17 protein-coding genes and 2 pseudogenes are annotated in these 24,058 nt (G+C 71.2%); 8 read left to right on the top strand and 11 right to left on the bottom strand.

From position 1 onward, the window contains the following. Positions 1-142: 142 nt before the first annotated feature. Positions 143-739, bottom strand: coding sequence for an RNA 2',3'-cyclic phosphodiesterase (gene thpR, locus O3X23_RS23150; protein WP_269273412.1), 597 nt, complete (start codon positions 737-739; stop codon positions 143-145). Positions 740-844: 105 nt separating this feature from the next. Further along, positions 845-1,921: a class I SAM-dependent methyltransferase gene (locus tag O3X23_RS23155; protein ID WP_269273413.1), complete on the bottom strand. Its 1,077-nt coding sequence runs from the start codon at positions 1,919-1,921 to the stop codon at positions 845-847. 294 nt (positions 1,922-2,215) lie between these two features. On the opposite strand from O3X23_RS23155, the gene O3X23_RS23160 reads away from it, so the two are divergent. Both O3X23_RS23160 and O3X23_RS23165 read left to right on the top strand, forming a co-directional pair. After that, positions 2,216-3,130, top strand: a complete 915-nt coding sequence (locus tag O3X23_RS23160; RefSeq protein ID WP_269273414.1) for an AurF N-oxygenase family protein — start codon at positions 2,216-2,218, stop codon at positions 3,128-3,130. Positions 3,131-3,169: 39 nt separating this feature from the next. Continuing rightward, positions 3,170-4,696 carry an FAD-dependent oxidoreductase gene (locus O3X23_RS23165; RefSeq protein WP_269273415.1) on the top strand — a complete coding sequence of 509 codons (1,527 nt, stop codon included), beginning with the start codon at positions 3,170-3,172 and terminating at the stop codon, positions 4,694-4,696. 91 nt (positions 4,697-4,787) lie between these two features. On the opposite strand, the gene O3X23_RS23170 is transcribed toward O3X23_RS23165, so the two are convergent. From O3X23_RS23170 to O3X23_RS23180, 3 genes are all read right to left on the bottom strand, one after another. Then, positions 4,788-6,797 carry an ATP-binding protein gene (locus O3X23_RS23170; RefSeq protein ID WP_269273416.1) on the bottom strand — a complete coding sequence of 670 codons (2,010 nt, stop codon included), beginning with the start codon at positions 6,795-6,797 and terminating at the stop codon, positions 4,788-4,790. A 46-nt stretch (positions 6,798-6,843) separates the two neighbouring features. Beyond that, a complete protein-coding gene (locus O3X23_RS23175) occupies positions 6,844-7,236 on the bottom strand; it encodes a nuclear transport factor 2 family protein (protein ID WP_269273417.1) in 393 nt (130 codons plus the stop codon). A gap of 235 nt (positions 7,237-7,471) precedes the next feature. Beyond that, the gene (locus O3X23_RS23180) at positions 7,472-8,425 is read right to left on the bottom strand and encodes an expansin EXLX1 family cellulose-binding protein (protein ID WP_269273418.1); all 954 of its coding nucleotides are present in this window, start codon (positions 8,423-8,425) and stop codon (positions 7,472-7,474) included. A gap of 349 nt (positions 8,426-8,774) precedes the next feature. On the opposite strand from O3X23_RS23180, the gene O3X23_RS23185 reads away from it, so the two are divergent. The 4 genes from O3X23_RS23185 to O3X23_RS23200 all read left to right on the top strand — a co-directional run bounded on the left by O3X23_RS23185 (position 8,775) and on the right by O3X23_RS23200 (position 11,941). Beyond that, the gene (locus tag O3X23_RS23185; protein WP_269273419.1) at positions 8,775-9,989 is read left to right on the top strand and encodes a hypothetical protein; all 1,215 of its coding nucleotides are present in this window, start codon (positions 8,775-8,777) and stop codon (positions 9,987-9,989) included. Positions 9,990-10,168: 179 nt separating this feature from the next. Next, positions 10,169-10,609, top strand: coding sequence for a DUF7144 family membrane protein (locus O3X23_RS23190; RefSeq protein ID WP_269273420.1), 441 nt, complete (start codon positions 10,169-10,171; stop codon positions 10,607-10,609). A gap of 51 nt (positions 10,610-10,660) precedes the next feature. Continuing rightward, positions 10,661-11,305, top strand: a complete 645-nt coding sequence (locus O3X23_RS23195) for a GAP family protein (protein WP_269273421.1) — start codon at positions 10,661-10,663, stop codon at positions 11,303-11,305. A 138-nt stretch (positions 11,306-11,443) separates the two neighbouring features. Then, on the top strand, positions 11,444-11,941 hold the full coding sequence (locus tag O3X23_RS23200; protein WP_269273422.1) for a CU044_2847 family protein: 498 nt from the start codon (positions 11,444-11,446) through the stop codon (positions 11,939-11,941). 126 nt (positions 11,942-12,067) lie between these two features. Here the strand turns inward: O3X23_RS23200 and O3X23_RS23205 are convergent, their stop codons facing one another. From O3X23_RS23205 to O3X23_RS44230, 4 genes and pseudogenes are all read right to left on the bottom strand, one after another. Beyond that, on the bottom strand, positions 12,068-12,850 hold the full coding sequence (locus tag O3X23_RS23205; protein WP_269273423.1) for an HAD family hydrolase: 783 nt from the start codon (positions 12,848-12,850) through the stop codon (positions 12,068-12,070). A gap of 289 nt (positions 12,851-13,139) precedes the next feature. Further along, positions 13,140-13,529 carry a VOC family protein gene (locus O3X23_RS23210; RefSeq protein ID WP_269273424.1) on the bottom strand — a complete coding sequence of 130 codons (390 nt, stop codon included), beginning with the start codon at positions 13,527-13,529 and terminating at the stop codon, positions 13,140-13,142. A 90-nt stretch (positions 13,530-13,619) separates the two neighbouring features. Beyond that, positions 13,620-13,886, bottom strand: a pseudogene (locus O3X23_RS23215) (SpoIIE family protein phosphatase); the annotation flags it as partial. 193 nt (positions 13,887-14,079) lie between these two features. After that, positions 14,080-14,703: pseudogene (locus O3X23_RS44230) on the bottom strand (GAF domain-containing protein); the annotation flags it as partial. A gap of 380 nt (positions 14,704-15,083) precedes the next feature. Here O3X23_RS44230 and O3X23_RS23220 point away from each other — a divergent pair. Together O3X23_RS23220 and O3X23_RS23225 are read left to right on the top strand one after the other, a co-directional pair. Continuing rightward, positions 15,084-17,534: a SpoIIE family protein phosphatase gene (locus O3X23_RS23220; protein ID WP_269273426.1), complete on the top strand. Its 2,451-nt coding sequence runs from the start codon at positions 15,084-15,086 to the stop codon at positions 17,532-17,534. Positions 17,535-17,737: 203 nt separating this feature from the next. Further along, a complete protein-coding gene (locus tag O3X23_RS23225; RefSeq protein WP_269273427.1) occupies positions 17,738-18,661 on the top strand; it encodes an alpha/beta fold hydrolase in 924 nt (307 codons plus the stop codon). Positions 18,662-18,695: 34 nt separating this feature from the next. Here O3X23_RS23225 and fxsT read toward each other — a convergent pair whose 3' ends face one another. Both fxsT and O3X23_RS23235 read right to left on the bottom strand, forming a co-directional pair. Beyond that, positions 18,696-22,634: an FxSxx-COOH system tetratricopeptide repeat protein gene (fxsT, locus tag O3X23_RS23230; RefSeq protein WP_269273428.1), complete on the bottom strand. Its 3,939-nt coding sequence runs from the start codon at positions 22,632-22,634 to the stop codon at positions 18,696-18,698. Beyond that, positions 22,615-24,036, bottom strand: a complete 1,422-nt coding sequence (locus O3X23_RS23235) for a TIR-like protein FxsC (protein ID WP_269273429.1) — start codon at positions 24,034-24,036, stop codon at positions 22,615-22,617. Before O3X23_RS23235 ends, fxsT begins: the two co-directional genes overlap by 20 nt. Between the last annotated feature and the right edge of the window lie 22 nt (positions 24,037-24,058).

Raw genomic sequence — 24,058 nt, forward strand, 5'->3', positions numbered from 1 at the left:
TTCGACGCGCTCGTGGCCCACAACCGGGCTTTCGCCGAGGACTGCGTGCGCCGCAACGGCGGGCTCATCGCCCACGTCGACCAGACCAGCACGGCGCGGGACTTCGAGGCGGTCCGGTCGGACACCGGCCGGACCGGTGGGTTCAGACTCCGGTGGAGCCACCGACGCCGAAGGCCCAGGAGTCGATGTCGCGGTAGTGGATCGGTCCGCTGCTGCGGCCGGCGTTGCTGCCCACCAGGTGCAGACGTTCGGCGGCCCACCGGCCGCCGGTGAATCCGGCGAACCCCTCGGCGATCTCCCCGACCGAGGATCCATCGCCTCGGCGGGCACGGGCCAGCGTCAGGTGAGGGCGCAGGGGCCGATCCTCGAAGGGGACACCACAACTCCTCACGACGCTCCGCACATCGGCGGCGAGCAGGCCCAGCCCGTCGAGGTCCCCGTCGATTCCGCTCCAGAGCACCCGTTCGTCGAAGTTCCCGCTGCCGCGAAGCGCCAACCGCAGTGGTCGCCGGGCCGCCGCGAGGCCGGCGAGGGGCGGCCGCAGGAGCGGAACCGTCCCGGCCGGGAGCTCCCCGAGGAAGGCCAGGGTGATGTGCCAGTCCTCGACGCGGTTCCACCGCATGTGAGGATGCGTGTCGTACGCGGGGCGCACCATCCGGGCCAGTTCCTCTTTCGCGTGATCGGGCGGGGCGAGGGCGATGAACACGCGAACGGTCGCGGGCTGGGTCTGTTCGTTCACAGGGACTTCGTACAGCACCCGGGCGGGGAATGCGACGGCGAGCCCGGCCGGGGCCGGTCGCAGCACCTCAAGCCGCCGGCAGGCACCGACAGCTGCCAGTCGGCCCTATACCGGGCTCCCGAGGCGCGCCACGTAGTAGACGTTCAGGATGTCGCCCTCGACCCGCTGCGTGTCGACCTGGCTGAACCCCGCCTCGGCGAGCATCCGCATCGCGGTCTCCTCGCCCCACACGGTCCCCAGTCCTTCGCCGCCCTCGCTGAGCGAGACGCTCATGCAGTAGAACGTCGAGAACGTGTAGAGCGCCGCCCCCAGCGGGTGGTCGGTGTTCTCCTCCAGCCGGCTGGACGCGGCGATGTCGCCCATCAGGAACACCCCGTCGTCGCTCAGTGCGCCGGCGACCGCTGCGAGCGCCTGCGCGGGGCGGGCGAGGTCGTGGATGACGTCGAAGGCCGTCACCAGGTCGTAGGAGCCGGTCAGTCCGGCACAGTCGCCGACCGCGAACTCCGCGTTGGCCAGGCCCAGCTCGGCGGCTTCGGCGCGTGCGGCCGCGATGCCGTCGTCGGACATGTCCAGCCCGCGGAAGCGGCTGGCGGGGAACGCCTTGGCCAGGACGTTGACCGCGTGGCCCTGGCCGCAGCCGATGTCCAACGCCTCGATGCCCGTGCTCAACCGCTCGGTCAGACCCGGAACGAGGGGGACGATGCCGTTCACCAGCGCCAGGTCGTAGACCTCCTTGGACTCCTCGGCCTGCAGTGCCTGGAATCTGGGGTACGCCGAGTACGGCACGCCCTCTCCGGTGTGGAACGCCCGCAGGACTCGCTGCTCGACCTCGCCCAGCATGCCGAGGTCCTGCGCGATCCGCGCCAGGTTGTCGGGTCCGGCCGCCCGCGTCAGGGATGCGGCGTGCTCGGGCGGCAGGGCGTACGTGTGCCGCTCCGGCACGTAGTCGACCACCCCTCCGACCACCATCGCGCCCAGCCACTCCCGCACGTAGCGCTCGCTCAGCCCGGCCGCGTCGGCGATGTCCTCACTCGTGGCCGCCGGCATCCCGGCCATCGTGTCGAACAGACCGCTCTCGTGCCCCAGGCCCGCCATCAAGCCCAGACAGGCGTCGTTCACCATCTGGATCATGCGGCCCGCGAACTCCTCCTGCCTCACCGCGTCCAGCTCTGCGACGGACATGACTCCTCCTCGCCATCGGGCCAGGACGGGAGGCGGGGTACGTGAGCGGCCGCGCTCGCGCCAGGCGGCTCGATGAGATTGCGACGAAATCTCTCCTCTTCCGCCAGATTACGCCCCCCGACCGCCAGGGGCAGCGCGTCCGGTGGGCCGCGATCTTCCCGCCGCGATCCGCTGCCGGGGGGTAGGCAGGCGCCGACCCTTGCTATACAGTCCGTCAACAAGCATGTGATGTTACCGCTGGTAATAGCAGTGGGTCGAAGAGACAACTCCCAGGACGACTGGAGGATCCCCAGCATGGCGATCAGCGACTCGCGGCCGGAGATCAAGACCTGGCCCTCCGACGGCGGCGCGGCGCGGCGGCTGCTCGACTCGTCCGCGCAGCTCTCGTACGACCCGCTCACCGAGGTCGACTGGGAGACGCCGCTGGACACGGACTTCCACGGCGCCAGCCCGGAGTGGAGCACCCTGTACGGGACCGCGTACTGGAACGAGATGACCGACGCGCAGCGCAAGGCGCTGACGCGGCAGGAGGCCGCGTCGGTGGCGAGCACCGGCATCTGGTTCGAGATGATCCTGCAGCAGATGGTGCTGCGGGACATCTACACGAAGGACCCGCTCAGCGACTCCTTCCAGTGGGCGCTCACCGAGATCGCCGACGAGTGCCGCCACTCGATCATGTTCGCCCGTGGCGCGCAGAAGCTCGGGGCCCCGGCCTATCGCCCGCACCGGGCCGCGGTCGAACTCGGCAGGTTCTTCAAGACCGTCGCCTTCGGTGAGGCGGCGTACGCGTCGATCCTGGTCGCCGAGGAAGTCCTCGACGTCATGCAGCGCGACTGGATGCGCGACGAGCGGGTCGTGCCGTTCGTCCGCACGATCAACAACATCCATGTCGTCGAGGAGTCGCGGCACATGAAGTTCGCGCGCGAGGAGACGCGCAAGCACCTCGCGCGCGCCGGACGCGTGCGGCGTCACGTCCACTCACTCCTGGTCGCCATCGCGTCCTACGTCATCGTCACCAGCATGGTGAACCGGAAGGTCTACGCGAACGTCGGGCTGGACGAGGAGCGCGCCATCCGCGAGGCGAAGGCCAACGAACACCACAAGTCGATGATGCGCTCGAGCTGTGCCGGCCTGATGGAGTTCCTGACGTCGGTGGGGCTGCTCACCAAGCCCGCGCTGTTCTTCTACAAGCGCGCCCATCTGATCTGACGACATCTGAACCGACACCACCTCAGCCGAGCGGACGACATGGCCTTCGCGATCACCCAGACCTGCTGCAACGACGCCACCTGCGTGTCGGTCTGCCCGGTCAACTGCATCCACCCCACGCCCGAGGAGCGGGCCTTCGGCAGCACGGAGATGCTGTACATCGACCCGAAGACCTGCATCGACTGCGGCGCGTGCACCGACGCCTGCCCGGTGGACGCCATCTTCCCGGTCGACAGCCTGCCGGTCGCCCAGCGGGAGTACGCCGACATCAACGCGGCCTACTTCGAGCAGGCCGGGGAGGAGTCGCGGGCGCCGGCCGGCAAGGACCTCGGGCCGAACTTCCACGCCTGGGGCGAGCCGGCCTTCGGGCGCGTCCTGCCGTCGGACTTCGGGCCGCTACGGGTCGCGATCGTCGGCACCGGGCCCGCCGGCATGTACGCGGCCGAGGATCTGCTGCTGCACACCCGGGCCGAAGTCACGCTCATCGACCGGCTTCCGGTCACGGGTGGCCTCGTCCGCCACGGCGTCGCCCCGGACCACCCGGCGACCAAGAAGGTCGGCGACACCTTCGCCCGTTTCCACACGCACCCGCGGGTGCGGATGCACCTCGGCCTGGAGGTGGGCAGGGACGTCACCGCCGACGAACTCGCCGCGCACCACGACGCGGTGATCTACGCCGTGGGTGCCGCCACGGACCGGCGGCTCGGCATCCCCGGCGAGGACCGGACGGGCAGCCTCTCCGCGACCACCGTCGTCGCCTGGTACAACGCGCACCCGGAGGTCGCGGCGGACGCCGTCGAGCTCTCGGCCGAACGGGTCGTCGTGGTCGGCAACGGCAACGTCGCCCTCGACGTCGCCCGCATCCTGGCCTCCGACCCGGAGACGCTGGCCGGCACCGGGATCGCCCCCCACGCGCTGGCGGAACTGCGCCGCAGCAAGGTGCGCGAGGTGGTGCTGCTCGGGCGCAGCGATCCGGAACACGCGGCGTACACCCGGTCCGAACTCCGCGCCCTGCAGCACGTCCCCGGGGTGGACCTGGTCGTGGACGACCACGATCCGCGCGTCGGGACGATGATCGACGCCGCCGGGCCGCAGGAGAAGGCGGCGCTCCTGCGGGAGGTGACGCGGCAGGCCGTCGACTGGTCGTTGCCACCGAGCGCGGCGGGACGGCGGCGCATCGTGTTCCGCTTCCTCTCCGCGCCCCTGGAGATGTGCGGGGACGAGGACATCCGTGCCGTACGCGTCACGGGCGCGGACGGTGAGGTGGAGATCCCCGTCGGCATGGCGCTGCGGGCGATCGGCTACCGCGGAGTGCCCCAGGCGGGGCTGCCGTTCGACGAGACGGCCGGGACTGTTCCGCACGAGCAGGGCCGGGTGACGGGCGGGTCCGGGACGTACGTGGTGGGCTGGATCAAACGCGGGCCTTCGGGAGGCATCGGCGCCAACCGCGCCTGCGCGGCCGAGACGGTCGGCACCCTGCTGGCCGACGCGGTCGCGGGCACCCTGCCCGCCCCGACCGGCGGCCCGAAGGCATTCCACCGCCTCGCCCGCCGCCGACGCCGCTGACAGCGGCTCTGACGGCGACTCCGACGGCGGCGGGAGTCCGTCCCGGGGCCTGCCCGTGGTCCGGCCCCGGTCGCACCCGTACGGTCCCCGGCTACGAGACCTCGCGGGGCCCGTGCAGCTCCCGCTGCCACAGGGCCTCGCAGAGCAGGTCCAGCCCCTGGCGCAGGTGGCGCCGGTAGGTGCCGTACGGCAGGCTCAGGCGGCGGGCGGCGGCTTCCTGGGTGGGAGCGCCGGAGAAGTAGCTCGCCGTCAGTGCCTCGCGGGCCCGCACTCCGCGCGGGTCACCGGCGAGGTCGTCGACCTCCTGGCGCAGCAGGGTGCGCAACTCCTCGACGGGTTCGGCGGAGTCCGCCACCAAACGGGCGCGCAGCAGGGCGCAGGCCGCGAAGGCGGCCGGGTCGCGCCAGTGCGGCAGTGCTTCGCGCACGGCCTGGTCGAACACGGTGCGCGAGCCGTGCGCCGGTCCGGAGTCGTCGGGCACCTTGGGGGCCGATATGAAGCGGCCGAGCCAGGCCTCGACGGGCACCTGGCGCCAGTCGACGCCGAACAGCCCGTAGGTGTGCGCACCGATCCGCGGTCGCGCACCGGTGTCGACGAGGGTGCCTTTGACGCGTTCGGCCCAGGCGTCGGCGTCGCGCCAGACGGCGAAGCCGTACGCGCGGCCGCGGGCGCGGGCCGACTCCGCCTGGGCGCGGGAACTGCTCAGGTCGATGACCCGCGAGGGGACCTGGTACCGCTCGGGGTAGATCGTGAAGCGGCTGACGCCGATGTGGTCGCCGGGCCGCACCGGCGCCGTGGCATCGGTGTACTCCCAGGCGGCCGCGACCACGGGATCGGTGGCCAGGTCCTGGGGATCGGGAGGGGCCGACAGGGCGAGTCGGGCCGTGAAGGCAACGACGCGGCCCGTGCTCACCAGCCGGTAGACGCTGAAGGCCTGCGGCTGCCGCTGCGCCCAGTAGCGGACCAGATCCGCGGATTCCGGGCCCTCGGTCTCCTCGGCCATGCGCAGTACGGCGTCGAGGTCGTCCGGGTGCAGGGGACGGTCGTGCACCTCGTCCTCGCGGGACCACGTGCGCAGTCGCGCCAGGGTCTCCACCTCACGGAAGAGGTAGAACAGTTCGTCGGTGACGGTCCACACCCGCTCCTCGGGCGCTTCCCGGAGCAGGCGCATGTACTCCTCCGCCAGCCGCCGGCGCATCGTCTCGAAGGCGTTGGGTGCCCGCCAGCGCAGGTCGGCGGCGAGGGTCTCGCGTGCGGCGTCGTGCGGGTGGAGCCCCCGGTGCGTGGACTCCATGAAGGGCAGGTCCCGCAGCCAGCCGAACAGCAGATGGGCGTCCTCCTCGGGCAGCACGGCGGCCAGCAGTTCCTCGGATGTCGAGTGCGCCTGCGCCGCCACCTCCAGGGCGCGGCGGTGGGTCGGCGACGGCACCTCTCCGATCAGCCCCGCCAGCAGGGTGCGCAGGATGTCGGCCGAAGGCCCCCAGGTCTCGTCCCTGCTCCACCCCGTCGAGCCCCTTGCCGCCGCGAGGGACAGGGCCAGCGGGTTGCCCCCGGCGAAGCGGAGCACCCGGTCCCGCAGTTCGGGCCGGATCCGTGCCGCGACCAGCAGGCTCCGGGCCTGCTCCGCGGAGAACGGCTCCAGTTCGGTCACGTGCAGGAGTCCGTCCCAGGCGGGGTCGGCGCTCCACTGCGGCTGCGGTGCGAGCCGACCGCCCAGGACGACCAGGGCGCCGTCCGCGGCGCGGGGCAGGAAATGGTGCCACAGCCAGCTCTCCAGCCACTGGCAGTGCTCGAAGGAGTCCACGAACAGGACCGTGCCAGGAACGTCGAGGAACGGGCCGGCCGCCCGCTCGAAGTCGGACGGATCCCGGCCGACGAAACGGCCGTCGAGTTCGACGAGCGGCCGGCCCGCGGTACGCGCGTGGTCCGCCAGCCGCCGCAGCAGCGTCGACTTCCCGATGCCACCGGGTCCGGACACGTAGAACGCGAACGGCGCCTGCGGATCACCGGCCAAAGCCTCCGCGAAGCGCCCGAGTTCCTCGTCCCGGCCGATGAAGGCCTGTCCTCGCGCGCTGCTCAGTCTCTCCCCGATGGAGACCATGCCGGCTCACCCCCGCTCGTCCCGGTTCCGGAGAACGCCGCCCACGTCACTTGATGGATCCCAGGTTCCGGTCGTCGTCGTGGCCGCTGACCAGCAGGGTGCTCTCCTCGACACGCTGGAAGCGCCCGTCGGGGGCGAGTTGGGCGAAGAGGTACACCTCGGTCAGCGAGGTGCGGCCGTTGTCCCGCGTCACGGTGACGGAGTGCCGGTCGGCGTAGCGCGGACCGTCGCGGAGTTCCTCGTGGACCTCGATGTGCCCGCTGCGCACCACGGAGCGGAGGCGCGTCATGTGCTGGACGAAATCGGCCCGGTCGCTCCACACGCCGTTGGTGCGCTGGCGGTAGTCGGGGGTGAAGTGCCGGTCGATCGCTTCGGCGAGGTCGAGCCCGGGGGTGAACAGCAGGTCGTTGATAGCTCGGGTGATGTCGGTCGGAGTCAACGCAGTTCTCTCCCGGAGGCGGTGATGGTCGGGGACGAGGCGGGCCCTGTTCCCGGAACCGGAAGGCTACGGCGCCGACCGACCTGGTAGAGGCCGGAACGGGGGGCGGGGTTCCCCCCGGCCGGTGCGCCTTCGGGGACCGGCGCGAAGTCCGGCGACAGGGAGACGGGACCGGAGGTGTACAGGCCTTGGAGGGCCTGCCCGGCGAAGCCCCGGACGACGTTCTTCCGCGGGGTCAGTGCCGCGCGAACTGGACCCGGGTCGCCTGCACGGCTTCCGGCCGCAGGGCGATTCCGTTGATGGTCAGCTGTTCTCCGTGGATGTCGGTGATCCTGATCGCGCCGCCGCACCCGTTGCCGTCGGCGGCGAGGAAGTAGTTGTACTCGGTGCGGGCCAGTCGACGCCAGCCGGAGCCGGTGCGGACCTCCAGCCGAGCCAGCGGGTTGCGGTGGCCGATTGCCTGGATTCCGCACCAGTAGGGGCTGGATCCGGTCTTGTAGCGGATCGAGATCGTGCCCGGCGTGGCGGGGCTCACCAGGCTCCAGGTGATCGCGATCCGGCCGGTCGAGGTGGGAGCCAGTTTGGCGAAGGCCTGTTCGCTGAGGTCGAGTTGGCGCGGGGCGCAGGGCGCCGGGCATTCGTTGGTGATCAGAACCGTGACGGAGGCACCGTTCGCCGCGCGGACGAGCACGTGTGCTCCGCAGGCCTGGGACGTCTCGTAGTCGGCGGTGTTCATCGCCGCGATCATCATGTCGTCGCTCGGGCCGTACGAGCAGGCGCCGTCCCCGGTCCCGGCCTCGTAGACGGTGGCGACTCCCTGGTAGGTGGCCCTGGGCCGGATCCGCCCGGCCGGGGACGACGTGGCGGGAGCCGTCCGCGGAGAGGCCGGTGAAGGCGCCGCCGACGTCGTCGCGGGAGGTGCCGGGGTCGTGGCGCTCGCCGGCGGGGTCGCGGAGGTGGCCGGCGGGGAGGTGGTGGCTGGCTGCTGCCCCGGCGCTGTCGTCGCCGGAGTCCCCCGGACGCCGGCGACGGCCGCGGCGGGGGCCCTGCCGGCATCCTCCTCGCGGTCGGATTGCATCGCCATGAGCAGCGAGACGAGCAGACCGCTGACGACCACCCCCGTGGTGGTACCTACGATCAGTCCCCGTCTGCGCCTGCGCTGCCGCGCGGCCTGGCGTGGCCCTTCCATGTGCGTCCCTTCGGCCGAGAGTGTCGGTATCCCGCTCCTCAGTGGCCGCGGGTGACGCAAAGGTTGCCGTAGATCCCCGGCAGGATCGGTCCGGGCCTGTGGACGTCCTGAACCGTCGGCGCCCGGACGGTTCTGCGGGGCCGCTCGCCCGGGAGGCCTAGTCCCAGGTGCGGAAGCGGTCGGGTGGCACGCCAATGGAGGGGAGCGGCAAGCCGCCGCGCCTGTCCCTTGGAGCGCTATGAGCAGCCCGTCCGCGACGCCCTCGCCGCCCGAGCCTTCCGACAGGGCGGGCGCACCGGTCCCACCTGCCGCCGGCCGGGTGGGGGGATCGCGTGCCGGGCGGATCGTGATGCGCGTTCTCTCGGCCGTGCTGATCACGCTCACCTGCATCCTCGTGCCGGTCTCCCTGATCACCGTCTGGGTGCACGACATCGTGCTGGACACCGAACGGTACGTCGCGACGGTCCGCCCGCTCGCGGAGGACCCGGCGGTGCAGGACGCCGCGGTGAAGCGGATCGGCGAGGCCGCGGGCGTCCGGGTCGACGGTGACCAGGTCGCCTCGGACCTGGCTGCCTGGCTGGAGGCGCAGGGCCTGCCGCCGCGCGTCGGTACCGCGTTCAAGTCGCTGGGTCCCAAGATCGACGACGTCACCCGGGAGGCCGTCGAGAAGGTCGCGGGCAAGTTCGTGCGCAGCGACAGGTTCGCCGACATCTGGACCGACACCAACCGGCTCGCGCACTACTCGGTCGTGCACGCCCTCACCGGCAAGGGGCGGGGGGCGGTCGGCGTCGACGACGGCACCGTCACCCTCGATGTCGGCACCGCGGTGGACACCGTCAAACAGCAACTCGTCGACGCCGGCATCGCCCCGGCAGCAAAGATCCCCGACGTCGACAAGCAGATGGTGCTCCTCCAGTCCGATCAGTTGGGCAAGATCCAGGGCGTGGCCCACCTCCTCGACGTCGTCGGCAACTGGCTGCCCATTCTCACCGTGCTGCTCGGCACGGCCGGCGTGCTGCTGGCCCGCCGGCGTCGCCGCGCGCTGGTGACCGTCATGCTCGGCGCCGCCGGAATCTGCCTGATCTTCTCCATCGGCCTCGTCATCGCCCGCCACTACTACCTCGACCACCTGCCCACGGCGGTCCAGTCCCCCGCGGCGGCCGCGGCGATCTTCGACACCCTCCTCCACTTCCTGAAGGTCAGCCTGCGCACCGCGCTGGTCCTCGGGGTGGTCGTCGCGCTCGGTGCGTACCTGTCGGGCGCCGGCCGGCTGCCGCGCGCGGTGCAGGGCACCGCCGAGCGCACGGCCGGCTCCGCCGCACGCTGGGGTAGCGCCCACGGGGTGCACACCGGTCCCGTCGGCATCTTCACGGCGCGCTACCGGCGGTGGCTGACCATCGGCGTGCTGCTGGTGCTCGCGCTGGTCTTCGCCCTCTGGAACCACCCGACGGTGCTGACCGTCCTGCTGCTGGTGCTCATCCTGCTCGCCGCGCTGGCCGTCCTCGCCCTGCTGGCCGCGAGCGGCCGGACCACCGACGCCAGGAGTCCTGACGACGCCGCGTGAGATGTCCCCTCCCGCGTCGGCAGCCCGCATCCTCCGAGTCATCCGAGGTGGGAGGCGCGCGGCAGGCACAGTGATCGGCACAAGGGGCGGGATCGACGTTGTCGTGGAACGCTGGATGAGGAGCTGCCGACCGGCCTGCTCAGCGGGCCGGGTGGCTCCCCTGACCACGGGAGGCACTGATGGCCGACAATCTCAACCGGTCGAGGGCCGCAAGCGCTCATACCGGCGGGTCGTTCAGCGAGCAGTCCGGCTGGATCGTCTTCGCGGCGATCATGATGATCTTCAGCGGAGCCATGGCCATCCTCGAGGGGATCTCCGCCATCGCCAAGGACGACCTGTTCGTCAGAACCACGAACTACGCGTTCGCGTTCAACCTGACCAGCTGGGGCTGGATCCACCTCATCGTGGGCATCGTCGTGCTGCTCGCGGGCTGCGCCCTGTTCTCCGGAGCGCTGTGGGCGCGTGGCGTGGGCATCGTCCTCGCCGGTCTGAGCCTGATCGCCAACTTCATGTGGGTGCCGTACAGCCCCTTCTGGGCGATCATCCTGATCGCCATCGACATCTTCGTCATCTACGCCCTGTGCACCCCGGCACGCCGCGCGGCATCAGCGAACTCCTGACCATCGGATGTGAGCGGCCGTCCGGGTCCGACCTGACGGGTGGAGACGGCCATGATGCTTGACCTCGTCGTCATCGGAGGGGCCATCACCTTGGGGCCCCTGCACAACACCGCGTTCATCCTGCTGCTCTCGGGGCCCCGCGGGGTACGCAAAGGGATGGCCTTCATCGTGGCCTGGCTGGCGTGTCTGGTGGGCGTCATCGCCGGGGTGGTCCTGATGACCGGCGGGCAACCCCTCGTGCACAAGAGCGCACCCTCCACCGCGGCCCTGGCCCTGAAACTGCTGCTGGGTTTCGGCATGGTGTACTACGGGGTGCGCAAGCGGCGTCGCGGGAACCGGCCACGCCAGTCCCCCAAGTGGTTCGCGCGACTCGACAACGTCTCCCTGTGGTCCGCGGCGGGGCTGGGAATCCTGCTCCAGCCCTGGGGCATCGTCGCCGCCGGCGGAGCGACCGTGGTGCAGGCGAACATGTCGTCCGCCGCCACCTGGCTGGCATTGTTCGGCTATGTCCTGCTCGCCACGTCCAGCCTGCTGGTCATGGAGCTCTACGCCACCTTCAGGCCGGCCGCCGCCGCGACCGAACTCGACGGGCTGCGCACGTGGATCGAGGGGCACCAGGACCAGGCGATCGTGGTCCTGTCGCTCCTCCTCGGCCTCTGGCTCGTGGCGCAGAGCCTCTACGAACTCGTCAGCTGAGAGCGCGACCGGCGGCTGCCATCCCTCCATTCCCAAGCCGCCGCGGCAGGCCGCACCTGTGGGAAACCCGCCCCTGAGGGGCCCTCCCGCAACTACGCTGCTGATCAGTCGGTGGGGGCTGCGGGGAGGGGAATTCCAGTGACCGAGACAGTGACGATCGACCTGGGGGACGGTTCCACCGTCACAGCGGAGGTCATCGGGGAGCTGCCCTTCCAACAGCCCGGGGAACCGGGGGCGACCGGCGGGTACGGGGATGTCGGCTTCGGCGACGGCCGCCGGGCGGCGCAGTTGGGCTCCGCCGTGGCCCTGACGCTGGACCAGGTGCGCAGCACCGTGCAGGGCGTCGGCCGGTGGGCGGCCGAGAGCATCGCCCAGGGCGCGGCCGGGTCCCCCGACCACTTCGAAGTGGAGTTCGGTCTCAAGCTCGCCGTGAAGTCAGGGCAGTTGCTGGGGATCATCGCCGAGGCGGGCAGCGAGGCCGGGCTGACCGTCACGCTCTCCTGGGACCTCGCGGCGCGCAGGGAACGCGCCGCACTCGCCGCCGCTCCCGACCCGGCTCCCGATCCCGCTGCTCCTGCCGCCGGCCCAGCCACCGGGGCCGGACCCACGCCCGCCGGGACGGGGCAGCAGGAGTGATGTCGCCGCGGCCGGGTCCGCGCGACAGCACGGAACCGCACCGAGGAGAGGGCCCAGCAGATGGCCAGGCTCCTGCTCGACCCGAACCCCGGATCCCGCTCCTGACGTACCGCCTCGAACGGGTCGTCAGGCCGCGGTAGCCCGGGTGCCGAGCAGCAGTTCCAGCAGGCCGTGCGGATCCGGCACGATCGCGTCGGGCTCGGCCTGGATCACGTACGGCCGGTCGTAGGTACCGCGGGCCTCCATCAACACGGTCGCGCCGACGCCGGCCCGCCGGCCGCACAGCACGTCGCGGTCGTAGTTGTCGCCGACGTACCAGCAGGCCTCCGGTTCTGTGGCCAGGGCCCGCGCGGCGATCCGGATCATCTCGGGGTTGGGTTTCCGGACCGCGACCTCGTCGCTGTAGATCTGCACGGCGACCCGTTTGTCGAGGCCGTTCGCGGCCATGTAGTCGCGGTGTACCGAGCCGGACAGTGCGTTGGAGACGATGCCGACGCGGATGCCGAACAGCTCGCAGGCGTCGAACAGCTCGGCCAGGCCGTCCCGGGTGACCCGTTCCTGCTTGAGCTCGCCCAGCCGGTGGCACAGTGGCTGGGCGTTGGCGGCGACGAAGGCCAGGGCCGCGTCGGGCCAGTCGGCGGCGACGAAGTCGGTCCAGAATTCCAGGTACGTCATCTCCCGTGGGGCGGCCGGCCGGCTCATCGCGTTCTTCCAGTGCGCGTCGGCGGTGACGCCGGCCTTCAGGTCCGCCTCGATGTGCTCGATCGTCAACTCCCGGCTGCCGGCCGTGCAGAGCGCGGTGTGCAGCTCGGTGGCCATGTCGCGCGCCCAGGTGGGCCGGCGGGTGGTCGCCACGACCACCCCGCCGAAGTCGAGCAGGAGGGCGGTGGGTCGGGTCAGCTGGCCCATGTCGCGGTGGTCTCCTCAGTCGGTGCGGCGTGCGCCGCGGAGTCGGGCAACCGGCTGCTCGAAGCATCCGAACAGGTGCGGACCGGCAACTCGGACCGCACAGCGCACCATGCTGCCCGGTGCGGCGCTCACATCGGTGGACGCCACCAGGTACAGCGCGGTTCGGCCGACGGAGACCAGGACTTTCCCACGGGAACCGGTGGAAACAGCCGCCTCGACGACAGCGGCACAGCATGAAGGCCGCAACGGCTCCCGCCGTGCGGCCTTCTCGTTGTCGCGCGCTACGTGGTCACTGCGGTGAGGGCAGTGCCTCCCGCTCGGATTCGGCCAGCAGGATGCAGAACTCGTTGCCCTCCGGGTCGGCAAGAACGACCCAGCCCCAGCCGTCGGCCTTGCGCCGATCGTCGACCAGGGAGGCGCCCAGTTTCAGCAGCCGCTCGACTTCCGCGTCCCGCGTGGTGTCCGGGCGCAGGCACAGATGAAGCCTGTTCTTGACCAACTTCGGTTCCGGCACCTCGTTGAAGTGCAATGTCGGGCCGCCGGGCAGCATGACCTCGGTCTCGTCATCCCCCGGCTCGTCCTCCGGATCCAGCGGCTGCCCGGTCACCCCGCTCCAGAACCGCGCCAGTTCGTACGCGTTCGCACAGTCGATCGCTACGTTCGTCACCATCGAAGCCATGCACGCGATCCTCCCCGACCCCCCACCCGCTCCGCCACTCGTCGCCGGTCCGCCGCAAAAGGGGGCGCTGTTGCTGGACAGGGGTTCGTGTCAGCTGTGGACGCGTGCGGCCAGGACGGCGATGTCGTCGTCGGGCGCAGCGGGTGCGACCGTGGCCAGGACGTGGTCCAGCAGGTCTTCCAGGGACTCGTCCGGGCGCGGGCGGCGCAGGCGGGTGAGTCTGGCCAGGGAGGCATCGATGTCCTCGGTGCGCCGCTCGACCAGGCCGTCGGTGTAGAGCAGTAGCACCTGCCCGGGGTCGAGGGAGTGGGTCACTGCCTGGTAGTCGCCGAGGCCCGTTCCCAAGGGTGGCCAGGGTACGGCCGAAGGGCAGGCGGATGGTCTCGAACCAGTCGCCGCCCACCATCGCGGAGGTGCCGCAGGGCAGGTACCGGGACGTCAGCTCCAGGTTCGCGTGCGGACTGCCCGGGTCGGCCTGCAGCGCCCGCTGCAGTTCCATCGTCAGGTCCTGGGCCAGGGCATAGCGCCGAGCCTTGTCGATGCTCCGGGCCGCCCGGTCCGCGACCGCCTGGACCACGGCGGTGTCGTCATCGAAGGCGGCGCCGGGTGCGGTGCGGAGCAGCGACAGGACTCCGATGGGCCGGCCGCCGGCCCGGAGCGGGACGACGAGCACCGCTGCGGCACCGGCGCCGCTGCCTTCCTCGCAGGACCAGCCTTCGTCAGCCGTCCTTCCCTGCCCGCCCGGCCGTTGGTGGCTTACGTACGCCTGGCCACTCCCCAGGCACTGCATGCTCGGGCACCCGGGCAGGTGACGTACCCACTCCGCAACCGGCGCGGGGATCTCCGTGCCGTGGCGCGGTGCCGGAAGCGCCTCCAGGACGATGCGCCGCGCCCGGAGCGTGCCCGTCCCGACGGCCCTCCCGGCCGGGAGGGCCTCGGGCGGCAGGATCTCCACGCTCGCCAGGTCGGCGAAGCGTGAGACCGCGAACCGGGCCAGTTCCGCGCAGGTGGCGTCCAGGTCCAGGCCGGTCCCGATCTGCTCCGCGGCCTCGTCCAGCAGCGCCAGCCGCGCCCGGTCCGCCAGCAGGGTGCGCAGGGCATCGGCGTCGTCGTGAGACGGTTCCGGCACCGTCTTCCTTTCGCCCGGGCCGGTGCTCGATCCCTCGGAACGCACCGTCGCCTCCTAGGTCCGGCCCCCGTCCGGGAAAACAATCATCGACTCCCAGGACCCCGTGTGCACCTCGGCAGCCTGCGAGGCAGCCGACATCGGCGATGCCCTGCCGTCACCCGCCGCCGGTCGGCGGCTTCCCGCTCCTGGTGAAGTAACGCGAGGCCGCACCCCGGCCCGCCGGCTGCGCGGGATGCTCCCCGTGCGGGCCCCGCCGAAAGGCGGACGGGGAAGTGCTGGGGAACAATGACGGGTAGGGGTCGGCAGGGACTGTGCGCGCACCGCCCCGCGAGGGACGCCGACAGGGCCGACGGTGCAGGCAGGGCCGATGGTGCCGATGGGCAGGGCCGTAGCCGGTGTGACCGCAGCCCGGGAGTGAGCGACGAGTGAGCGAAAGCGAGCAGACTCCCGGCCCCGGCACGGGGCCGGGGCCCCCCGAGGACACCGCCGTGCTCGTGGTCGACCACGGCGGGACGATCCGGGGGTGCACCGCCGACGCCGTGGCGCTGCTCGGGGTTCCCGCCGAGGGGCTGCGCGGCACGCGTACCGACGACCTCTTCGTCGGGCCGGGGGTCTGGCAGGAGCTGCGCGAGCGCAGGCCCGAACCATCCTTCACCTCCGCACGGGCCTTGCTGCGGCGCGCGTCCCAGGAGCCATTGGCCGTCCGCCTGGACCTGCTGCCCGTCGAAGCCTCGCCCGGGCCGGCCTACCTGATGCGGATCATGCCGGTGGCCGTGGCCGACCAGCGTGACGAGGACGACGCGCTGGTGCGGGCCATGTTCGCCCAGAGTGGGATGGGCATCGCCATTCATGACACCGAACTCCGTGTGACGCGGGCGAATCCCCAGCCCGGCGAGCCCGATCCGGCACTCCCGCAGACCGCCGGAGGTCCGCCGGGGCAGAGCCTGCGGGGCCTGCTCGTACCCGAGGACGGTGCACGGATCGAGGACCGCCTGCGCCAGGTCGCCGGGACCGGCGAGGCGCTCATCGACTTCGTCACCAGCGCCCGGCTTGCCGAGAGCCCCGGCCGTGAGCGGAGCGTGTCGGTCTCGGCACTGCCGCTGCGGGGCAGGGACGGAACGCCGCACGGTGTCGCCGTCACGTTCATGGACGTGACGGAGCAGGAGCACTCGCGGTGGCGCTCGGCCCTGGTGGCGGCAGCGGCCTCCCGCCTCGGCCAGTCCCTGGACGTACGGCGCAACGCGGAGGTACTCACCGATCTGCTCGTCCCGGAGTTCGCGGATCTCGCCGCGGTGGACCTGACGGAGACGGTCCTGGTCGGCAAGGAGCCGGGTGATCTGCTCACCGGCGCGCCGCTGCTCCGTGTCGCGGCGGTCGCACGGGACGGCCCCTGGCCCACCGAGCTGTATCCCCTCGACGCGGTCATCCGGGTCCAGGACGCGGAGAGCGATCTGCTCCGGGCGGGCTCCCCGCGATTCACCCGCAACCTCGCCGATCTCAAGGCGCGGGTCGGTGATGACGACAACCGCAGACGGCTGGTGATGGCTCCGGGTGCCACGTCCTTCATGGTCCTGCCGCTGCACGCCAGAGGCAGGGTCCTCGGCGTGGCCGCGCTGTGGCGCACGGCGGAACGGGCGCCGTTCGACGAGGAGGCCGCCGCGCTCGCCGAGGACATCGGTTCCCGGGCGGCCCTGGCCATCGACAACGCCCGCCGTTACACCCGGGAGCACCGTACGGCCGAGGCGCTGCAGCGCAGTCTCCTCCCTCAGCCGGTGCTGGCGGTGACCGCGGCGGACACGGCCGGTTTCTACGTTCCGGGTCGCACGGCCGCCGGTACCGGCGGGAGCTGGTACGACGTCATCACCCTGTCCTCCACCCAGGTGGCGCTCGTGGTCGGCACCGTCGTCGGCCACGGACTGGACGCCGCCGCCGCGATGGGGCGCCTGCAGACCGCCGTGCGCACCCTCGCCGACCTCGACCCCGCCCCCGACGAACTGCTGACCCACCTCGACGACCTGGTCGTACGGCTCGCCGAACAGCTGCCGCCGGAGGCGAAGGACGGCTCCGTACGCGGCGCCACCTGCTTGTACGCGGTCTACGACCCCGTCAGCGGCCGCTGCTCGCTGGCGAGCGCCGGGCACCCTGCCCCGCTGCTGGCCCCCGCGGACGGCGGCGCAGCCCACGCGGTGAAGCTCCCCACGGGGGCTGCCCTGGGGCTCGGGGGCGCCCTGTTCGAACCCATCGAACTGGACCTCGCACCGGGCGACGTCCTCGCCTTCCCGGCCGGCTCGCTCGCCCAGGGCGACGCCTGCGACGCTGTCGCTCGCCGGTTCGGGACCGGGTCGACGCCCGGCGGACGGCACGCCCTCCCGGTGCAGGAACTGGGGCAGGCGGTCCTCGCCCCCTTCCTCAGCGAGCCGCCGGACGACGACGCGGCCCTGCTGGTGGCGCGGGTACGGGCATCAGCCGAGGGGACGGTGGCCGCCTGGGAGTATCCCGCGGACATGGAGCGGGTCGCGGAAGCCCGGTCCCGGACAGCCGACCAGCTGGCCCGCTGGGGACTCGACGAACTGACCTTCACCACTGAGCTGATCGTCAGCGAACTCGTCACCAACGCCATGCGCTACGCCGGTGGGCCGGTCCTGCTCCGCCTCATCAAGGACCAACGGCTGATCTGCGAGGTGTCCGACACCAGCCAGACACAGCCCCACCTGCGCAGGGCCCGCCTCACCGACGAGGGCGGACGCGGCCTGTTCCTCGTCGCCGCCCTCACCCACCGCTGGGGCAGCCGCTACACCGCGTCCGGCAAAACCATCTGGACCGAACAACTCCTGGAGCCCCCGGACCCGACAGCACCGCCCGGCCCGCAACCGTGAGATGAACGCCGGGAATCCCGTTCCGGTGAATCGACCGCCTGGCCGCTGGTAATGCCTGGTCACCACCCTGAGCCCGCAGCAAGCCCGGCTTCCGGCGCCGTCCCGTCCGGGCTTCCGGGTGACCGCTCCGCGAAACGGGCATACATAGCACGGCCCCGCAGGACGCGCTGCCGGCGCGGGCGCGGGGCAGAGGGAGGGATCACGTGCGGGACCGCATACGCACAGGGGATGGACGGACGCTGCTGCTGGAGCGTTCCGGGGATCTCAAGGGGAGGCCGGTGTTCCTGCTGCACGGCACACCCGGCAGCCGGGTCGGACCGCGGCCGCGGGCGATGGTGCTGTACCAGCGTGGCACCCAACTGATCAGCTACGACCGGCCCGGGTACGGGGGCTCGGATCGGCATCCGGGTCGCCGGGTGGTCGATGTGGCGCAGGATGTGGCGGCCATCGCGGACGCCCTCGCACTGGAGCGCTTCGCGGTGGTCGGCCGGTCCGGTGGGGCGCCGCACGCATTGGCCTGCGCGGCGCTGCTGCCGGACCGGGTGACCCGGGCTGCGGCGCTGGTGAGCCTGGCGCCGAAAGAGGCCGAAGGGCTCGACTGGTTCGCCGGGATGACCCAGTCGAATGTCGCGGAGTTCACGACGGCCTTCGCCGATCCGGAGCGGTTCGCGGCGCAGCTGATCCCGCGTTCGGCCGCCATCCGCCGCGATCCCGCCCGGCTGCTGGAGGAGCTGCGCCAGGAGTTGACCGACGACGACCGCAGGATCGTGTCGGACATCGGAATCCGCTCCCTGTTGCTGCGCAACTACCGTGAGGCGTTGCGTTCGTCGCCGTACGGATGGATCGACGACGCACTGGCGCTGTGCCGTCCCTGGGGGTTCGACCTGGCCGCGATCCGGGTGCCGGTGCTGCTCTGGCACGGTCAGCAGGACGTGTTCTCTCCAGCAGCGCACTCCTCCTGGCTGGGTGCCCGAATTCCGCGCGCCAGGACGGTCGTGGAGCCGGCCGCGGCGCATTTCGCCGCGTTGCTGGCCCTGCCGGAGGTACTCACCTGGCTGCTCGCCGACCGGTCGGTCCGGCCGGAAGGGCCCGAGGAGCCTGAGGAGCACGACCGGTCGGCGGCGTAGCGGGGTGGGTCGGCGAGCCTGTGGCCGACTCCCGTCACACCGTCAGCGGCTCCAGGTCCCGGTAGATGCGCCGCCCGTCGGTGGCGAGCCGGACCATGCCGTTGTCGTCGCCGAGAAGGTTGCGCAGTTCGTCCAACGTCTCCTCCCGCAAGGCAGCGGCCCGGTCGGTCTCGCGGAGAGCGGCCAGGGTGAGGGAGAGGTTGGCCTTGATGGCCAGGGTCTCCGGGTGGTGCGCGCCCAGTACGTCGCCCAGCGTGGCCGCCGCGGCCTCCTCGTAGGCCCGCGCCTCCGCCAGGCGTCCCTGATCGGCCAGCACATTCGCGAAGTTGACCGAGCAGAACAGCGTGTGAGGGTGTCTGTCTCCGAGCAGGTTCGTCATCCGCGGGAGCACGGAGCCGAACACCTCCTCCGCTTCCTTGGCGTCGCCGCATCCCCAGTGGTAGATGCCGAGGTTGTTCAGCGCCGCCTGGGTGTACGGGTGGGCCTCGCCCGGCACCTTCATGTACCGCTTCAGTGCCTCCTGCGCGACCTTGCGGGCCTCTTGGCGGTCGTCGGCGGCGAACAGGTCAGCGGCCATGTTCAGATCGCAGGCCAGGGTGTCGGGAGTGGGTGTCTCATACTGCGCGCGGTACTGGGCCCGGGTGGCGGTGGTGAGCCGCAGTGCGTCCTGGAACTGCCCTGACCTGCGCAGCGAGACGGCCAACGACTTGGCGCAGCGCAGCGTGCCGGGGAACGACTTGCCCAGCACGCGCTTGTGCGCATCGTACGTGCGGGACAGCAGGCTCACCGAGTCGACGTACCGGCCGACCTCGCGCAGGTCGCGGCCCAGCCGCTCGGCGGACGCCAACGTGTAGGGGTGGTCCGGGCCCAGCACCTCGGTGCGCCGGTCGAGGATGTCCTGGTCGAGACGGCGCGCATCGGAGTAGCGGCCGACCATGCGCAGGGCCAGCCCCAGGTTGTTGGCAGCGCTCAGGGTACGCCGGTGGGATTCGTGGAAGATCTGGCTGAAACCGTCGTGGGCCTCGCGGGCCAGCACGACCGAGGACTCGTAGGAACCCAGTGCGGCCAGGTCGCTGGCCAGGCTGGAGGTCGTGATGTAGGTGTGCGGGTGGGTGGGGCCCAGCACGGCGCGCTGACGCTCCAAGAGGCGGACGTTGATCTCCTTCGACTCCACGAACCGTCCCTGCGAGCGCAGCACATTGGCCAACTGACCGCGCAGGTAGAGGTACTGGATGTCGTCCTCACCCAGCCGGTCGTGCCACACGGTCAGTAGCTCCTGCGCCAGTTCGTGGGCGCCGGGGAAGTCACCGCGCTTCCAGCGGTAGCGGACCCTGTCGATCAGCAGCCGCCGGGTGTCCGGTTCGGAGCAGTAGCGCGCCTCGGAGGCCGACAGGTGCGGCCAGATGATGGCGAAGCGCGGATACGTCTCGGGGTCGTCGATGGGTTCCTCGCCGTCGGGGCGGGCTCCGGCCAGCACAGTGTGCACGACGTGCCGGGCCGTGCGCTGCTCCTCCTCGCTGAGTTGCGCCTGGATCACGGCCTGCACCAGCCGGTGCACCTGCAGGGTGCCGCCCACCTGATCGATCTTGGCGAGCGCGAACCGCCCGATCTCCCGGATGACCTTGCCGAGCACGAGTTTCTCGCGGAGCGCCGGATCGTACGGCCTGAGCGCTTCGAGCATCTCCCTGCCGTACAGCAGCTGATTGGAGATGGGCTCCGGGGCGAAGAAGGCGCTCAGCTCCAACAGGCGGGCCGATGCCGGCGAGTGTTCCCGCAGCCGCTTGATGGAGATGTTCCAGGTCGCGGCGACGGTGTCCGGATAGTCGGCCGGCTGATTGAGCGCCAGTACTGTGGTGGTCTGGTCCTCCAACTGCTCCAAGTAGTCGTCGACGGGGGTCGCGGTCTCCGCGATCCACGCCCCGGCCTGCTCGACAGCCAGTGGCAGGTCCCCCAGGGCCTCGGCCAGCCGGTCGGCCTCCTGCGCGGAGAGGGCGGGGGCCCGACCCGTCAGATGGTCGACGCTCTCCGAGCGCAGGAACACATCGACGGGCAGCGGAGCGCCCTGTTGCGCCCAGGACTGGTTGCGCGAGGTGATCAGAATGTGGCCGTTGCCTTTGGGCAGGTAAGGGGCCAGCTGCTTGGGGTCGTCGGCATTGTCGAAGACCAGCAGCCAGTTGGCGATCGGGGCGCCGCGGCTCAGCCGGCGCACCGCCTCCTGCGCGGCCGCGGCCATGTCCACTCCGACCGCCGCGCCGAGCTGGACCGCGAGTTCGGCGAGCGAGGCGACGACACCTTCGGTGTCCTCGGCGGAGACCCACCACACCAGGTCGTAATCGGCCATGAAGCGGTGGGCGTACTCGATGGCGATCTGTGTCTTCCCCACACCGCCGAGCCCGAACAACGCCTGCGACTGGGGCAGCACCACGGAGACACCGCCGCCCAGCTGGTCACGCAGCGTTTCGAGCACCTGCGTACGACCGGTGAAGGCGGGGTTGCGTTGGGGGGCGTTCCAGATGCGGGGGGTGCCGCCGGGGAAGCGGGGCATGACCGCACCGGGCGTGGACCCGGCGGACTCGAAGGGGACTGCGGGCAGCATGAGGATCCGCAGGATGCTGTTCACGCACTGCGCCTCGTCGAGCCGGTGCAGATCGACGAGGTCGTGATCGAGGTACGAGGCGGGCAGTCGAACGTCGTCTATGCGTAACGGGACGAGTCGACCCAGTGGCAACGACATGCGCTGGTCGACCAACCCACGCCAGGCGGTCTCCGCGGCCCGGGACTTCAGGAACGACGTGGAGAGCAGCACCAACGTCCGCTCATGGCCCTCCAGGGGTTCGGCGGCGGTCGGCGAGGAGAAATCGCGTGGGGTGACCCGGCAGCCGACCCGGGTGAGCTGGGCCTCGACCCAGTCGGCCCACATGCGGTTCTCCGCGACGTAGGCAAGCGTGATGTCCGCCGCTTTGGGGGCGGGCCGGCGGCGCAGATAGGCGTCACGGCACCGCAGCCGTATGGGTTCGGGCACCAGTGGCATGGACGTGACTTCGCCATTGGTCAGCACGGTGGTGAGCCGTTCGAAAGCGGACAGCAGGGAGTTGGCGAGCCCGCCCTCGTCGCCGAAGGTGGCCAGCGTCTCCTCGTAGGCGTAGTAGGGGCGGTACGGAATTTCCACGGCGCCCCAGTAGGCGGTCAGTTCCTCGGCGGTCAGCCCCTTCGGCAGGCCTTCGAACCTCTGGCGGGCGAGCGCCCGTCCGGCGTCGACCTTCTCCTTCTCACCCTCGTCGATGCGCATCGGCACCGGCAGCACCCGGATGGTGCGGTTGCCGTAGCCCTCGCCGACGGTGCGGGCCACGGCAACCGCACCCTCCAGTGCCTGGTCGCTGAGGGTGAAGCAGTCGACGAGGATGTCCGGCATGTGGATGGTGCAGATATCGGCGTTGTCCGACAGCCCGGTGCGGCTGTCGATGAGGACGTAGTCGTAGGTCGCCTTCATGTCGTCACGCAGGGCGTCGAGGAAGACACCGCCGCCGAGGCGTTCGTAGAAGTTGTCCCATTCGAAGGAGGAGACGGTCGCGGAGTACTCCCGGTTCTGCTGGCCGGCCGACAGGAAGTCGAGCGAGCCGCCCTCCGGGAACTGCCAACCCAGGCGGGGCGAGGCGAGGGACACGGCGTGCGGTTGGACCCGGGCGAGGGGCAGGTGCCACGTACTTCCGCGCGGCTCGCCAGTCGTCGCCGCCCAGGAGTAGTCGGTGATGATGTCGATGACTCCGGTGGTGGCTCCGAGCACGTTGGGGTCCAGGAAGGGATGGAAGAACCGGTGCAGGCCCGGTGCTTCGAGGTCCCAGTCGACGGCCAGCACCCGTTTCCCGGCGGACGCGAGGATCCAAGCCGTGTTGGCCAGGGCCATGGTGCGACCGGTGCCACCCTTGTAGGAGTAGAAGGTGATGATGCGTCCGTCAGTGCTTGCCGTCGTCATGCTTTCCTCCTCCGATCTCATGCCCCGCGTCGAGCTCTTGCGAAGGTAAGGGGCCCACCAGGCGGGGCCTGGGCGGGTGCGGGCCGTCAGGCGGATGGGCCGCCGCGTGCTTCAAATAGCGTTGGGTGGTGTGGGCCACCACGATGGGGAGGATGTCGGTGAACGCCTTGAGCGTGGGGACACCGGTGACCGCGATCCGGCAGTCGGTACGGCGCCACCGCTCCAGGAGGTTCGGCAGGGTGCGCTCGAACTCCGCGATGAGCCGGCGCCCCTCCTCGCTGTGACACTGCACATCGGCACGGTTCCAGGGGACGATGGCACCCACCCAGGGCCGCGAGGCGGCGTCGAAGTCCTTGAGCCTGCGTTGCCGGTCTGAGTCGCTGAGCGCCCACCGGTCGATCAGCAGGATGCCCGGAGGCTTGATCGGCGGGTACTCGTCCGCGTCGGCGGAGGCGGCGGGCCCGACAGCGGCCGTGTCCGGACCGCTTTCGGAGTCCGGACCGTTGTGGGCGTCCGCTGTTCGGGCCGTCGCGAGAGCGTCCGCGGCGTCCGCTGGGTCCCCGGAGTCCTCGTCGTCGAAGGAGGCGACGGTTATGCGGTAGTCGAGGGATCGGATCAGCTCCTCGGCGAGCGCGGTCACCGGCCGGGTCGCCTCGGAGTGGTACGGGTTCCATCCCAGGGCGTCCTCGCCGTATGACTGCGTGTCACGGCCTTCGGGAATGGTGTCGCGGGTGGGGGCGGCGACGGTCAGATGGATGTGCCGGGTCCGGGTGCCCCGTGGCCTGAAAGCACTGGGTGTCGTCTCGTACGGGCGCGGACGGGCCGACGGAAGCGCCGAGTCCTTGGCGACCCGCACGATGAGCTGGGCGAGCCGGAGGACCGCCTCCTGATATTCGTCGCGGAGCCGATTGAGTTTGATCAGGCCGTAGATCCCCTGCTCCGCGTAGCGCGCGCCGAAGCGCTCGATGTGGATATGCCGCACCGAGTCGGGGAAGTCATCGAAGTCGACGCCGGTCCACAGGACGGGGACGATCGCGGCGGCGCTGTCCGAGCTGGTGGCCCGGGCGTGGACGATACGTTCGTTGAAGGCATACCACTCCCGGCCGCACATCTCACTGCCGAAATATCGTGGGGAGTACAGCGGCACGAACACCCGGCACGCGGCAAGGTTCTCGCTGAGTTTCTCCGGCCAGCCGTCGCCGCACCGCATCTCCCGGTCCATGAAGCCCGCCTGCGCCCCGGCGGGCAGGTCGGTCAGGTGCATGAGGTGGCCGCACAAGTCCGTGTAGAGCATGTGCACCCAGTGGTCGGGATCACCGCCGCCCGGCCCCCACGCGGGCGTGTGGGCATAACTGAGAAAGAAGTACGGCCTGTTGTCGGAAGCCCAATTTCGGCCCAGCATCTTCGTGCGCCCCCCTGCCTGC

Origin of the sequence: Streptomyces sp. H39-S7 (assembly GCF_027158205.1) — a bacterium.
Classification (GTDB): domain Bacteria; phylum Actinomycetota; class Actinomycetes; order Streptomycetales; family Streptomycetaceae; genus Actinacidiphila.

What these genes read in the sequence shown, in the direction of transcription:
- O3X23_RS23185 (WP_269273419.1), top strand. Translation starts at nt 8,775, where the DNA reads ATGCGCGTTCTCTCGGCCGTGCTGATCACGCTCACCTGCATCCTCGTG.
- O3X23_RS23190 (WP_269273420.1), top strand. Translation starts at nt 10,169, where the DNA reads ATGGCCGACAATCTCAACCGGTCGAGGGCCGCAAGCGCTCATACCGGC.
- O3X23_RS23205 (WP_269273423.1), bottom strand. Translation starts at nt 12,850, where the DNA reads ATGGGCCAGCTGACCCGACCCACCGCCCTCCTGCTCGACTTCGGCGGG.
- fxsT (WP_269273428.1), bottom strand. Translation starts at nt 22,634, where the DNA reads ATGACGACGGCAAGCACTGACGGACGCATCATCACCTTCTACTCCTAC.
- O3X23_RS23235 (WP_269273429.1), bottom strand. Translation starts at nt 24,036, where the DNA reads ATGCTGGGCCGAAATTGGGCTTCCGACAACAGGCCGTACTTCTTTCTC.
- O3X23_RS23195 (WP_269273421.1), top strand. Translation starts at nt 10,661, where the DNA reads ATGATGCTTGACCTCGTCGTCATCGGAGGGGCCATCACCTTGGGGCCC.
- O3X23_RS23165 (WP_269273415.1), top strand. Translation starts at nt 3,170, where the DNA reads ATGGCCTTCGCGATCACCCAGACCTGCTGCAACGACGCCACCTGCGTG.
- O3X23_RS23180 (WP_269273418.1), bottom strand. Translation starts at nt 8,425, where the DNA reads ATGGAAGGGCCACGCCAGGCCGCGCGGCAGCGCAGGCGCAGACGGGGA.
- O3X23_RS23170 (WP_269273416.1), bottom strand. Translation starts at nt 6,797, where the DNA reads ATGGTCTCCATCGGGGAGAGACTGAGCAGCGCGCGAGGACAGGCCTTC.
- O3X23_RS23160 (WP_269273414.1), top strand. Translation starts at nt 2,216, where the DNA reads ATGGCGATCAGCGACTCGCGGCCGGAGATCAAGACCTGGCCCTCCGAC.
- O3X23_RS23210 (WP_269273424.1), bottom strand. Translation starts at nt 13,529, where the DNA reads ATGGCTTCGATGGTGACGAACGTAGCGATCGACTGTGCGAACGCGTAC.
- O3X23_RS23155 (WP_269273413.1), bottom strand. Translation starts at nt 1,921, where the DNA reads ATGTCCGTCGCAGAGCTGGACGCGGTGAGGCAGGAGGAGTTCGCGGGC.